Source organism: Rothia sp. HSID18069 (assembly GCF_003989155.1).
GTDB lineage: Bacteria > Actinomycetota > Actinomycetes > Actinomycetales > Micrococcaceae > Rothia > Rothia aeria.
The window spans coordinates 1-1143 of record NZ_RBMG01000021.1 but is presented as its reverse complement, the minus strand read 5'-3'; the positions used below and the strand labels follow the sequence as shown (position 1 = coordinate 1143).

The 1143-nt window shown below is 51.7% G+C and carries 2 protein-coding genes and 1 pseudogene; all 3 read right to left on the bottom strand.

The genetic code is table 11. The features are described 5' to 3' along the window. Nucleotides 1–248, bottom strand: a pseudogene (locus D8M41_RS12050) (hypothetical protein); the annotation flags it as partial. 126 nt (nucleotides 249–374) lie between these two features. Continuing rightward, on the bottom strand, nucleotides 375–563 hold the full coding sequence (locus D8M41_RS11395) for a hypothetical protein (protein ID WP_126927073.1): 189 nt from the start codon (nucleotides 561–563) through the stop codon (nucleotides 375–377). 74 nt (nucleotides 564–637) lie between these two features. Continuing rightward, complete coding sequence (locus D8M41_RS11390) at nucleotides 638–1000, bottom strand: hypothetical protein (protein WP_126927072.1); 363 nt, start codon at nucleotides 998–1000, stop codon at nucleotides 638–640. Between the last annotated feature and the right edge of the window lie 143 nt (nucleotides 1001–1143).

Below are 1143 nucleotides of genomic sequence, written 5' to 3'. Positions count from 1 at the left end.
TCTGCGCGGACGCACAGCGGATTATCGCATAGGTGCGTAACAAGCTGATCAGTAATCGCTTCTACGCCGTAAATAATTTCTGCTGCTGCGCGATGCGCACGTAGCATACGCTGGCCTCCGTCGGGGGTTTGTGTCCAGAACCTTCCGTATCCGTCGTCGCCGATTGCACCTGTCCATATCCAGCACGCGTTTTCGGTAGGGCCTTTGATGACTTTTTCCCAGAAGCGTTTTTCTTCTCGCTGGTTCATATTCCAGCCCTTCCAGAGTGTCGGTTGGGAAGTTACCCGGGGGTAACTTTCGTTGCCTGGGTGTGGGTAAGGCTGTGGGGTCATATGATATTGAGTTCATATCATATGACCCCGTAATTTTAGAGATTATTGAGGGGTAGGTCGGCTATTTTTCTTCGAGGTCACGGATGACTTTTTCCCAGAAACGTTTTTCTTCTCGGCGGCGTGCTTGGGGAGCTCGCGTTGCTGTTTGGTTACGCGGATAACGTAGATATGTTCTTCGCGATCCTCCGATTTCTTATCCTCTTGATGATAGTAGTACCAGAGTAAGGTCATTACGAGGAATGTACTAACGAAAAGGGCAAGAGCTATTAGTGGAAGCATAGGGTGGTGCATCTTTTTCGTCCTTTCTAGAGGTTGTTGAGGGGTAGGTCGGCTCCGTATTTTTCTTCGAGTTCACGGATGAGGTGATCCCAGATGAGTTTTTGCATGCTGGTGTTTTCTTTCTCGGCGGCGTGCTTGAGGAGTTCACGTTGCTGACGGGTTCCGCGGATGACGTAGATGTTGATTTTGTCTCCACGGCGGCGGAAGTTCGCGCGGGCTTCGGGGTCGAGTTTACGGGTTTCTTCGGCGGCATCCAGGTTTTGTTTCTCTGCCCCGTTCACGAATGCGTCGGGATCGGCCCGCCGGGTGCGTTGGCGTTCTTGGTTAAGGCCGGCTGGCCAGCGGGTTAGATTCCCGGTGGGGTTCTTTTTGTTGATTTTATGTGCCATGAGTTGTCCTCTTCTTCGGTGGTTGGGTTATAGGCGGGTGATTTCCTGGGTAAGGAGCTGGATTTCAGCTTTTGCCTTGGAGTTGTCAGATTCGACGACGCTTAGTCCTTCAGAAAGTGCCTGCGCGTAGACGTTGCGATGAT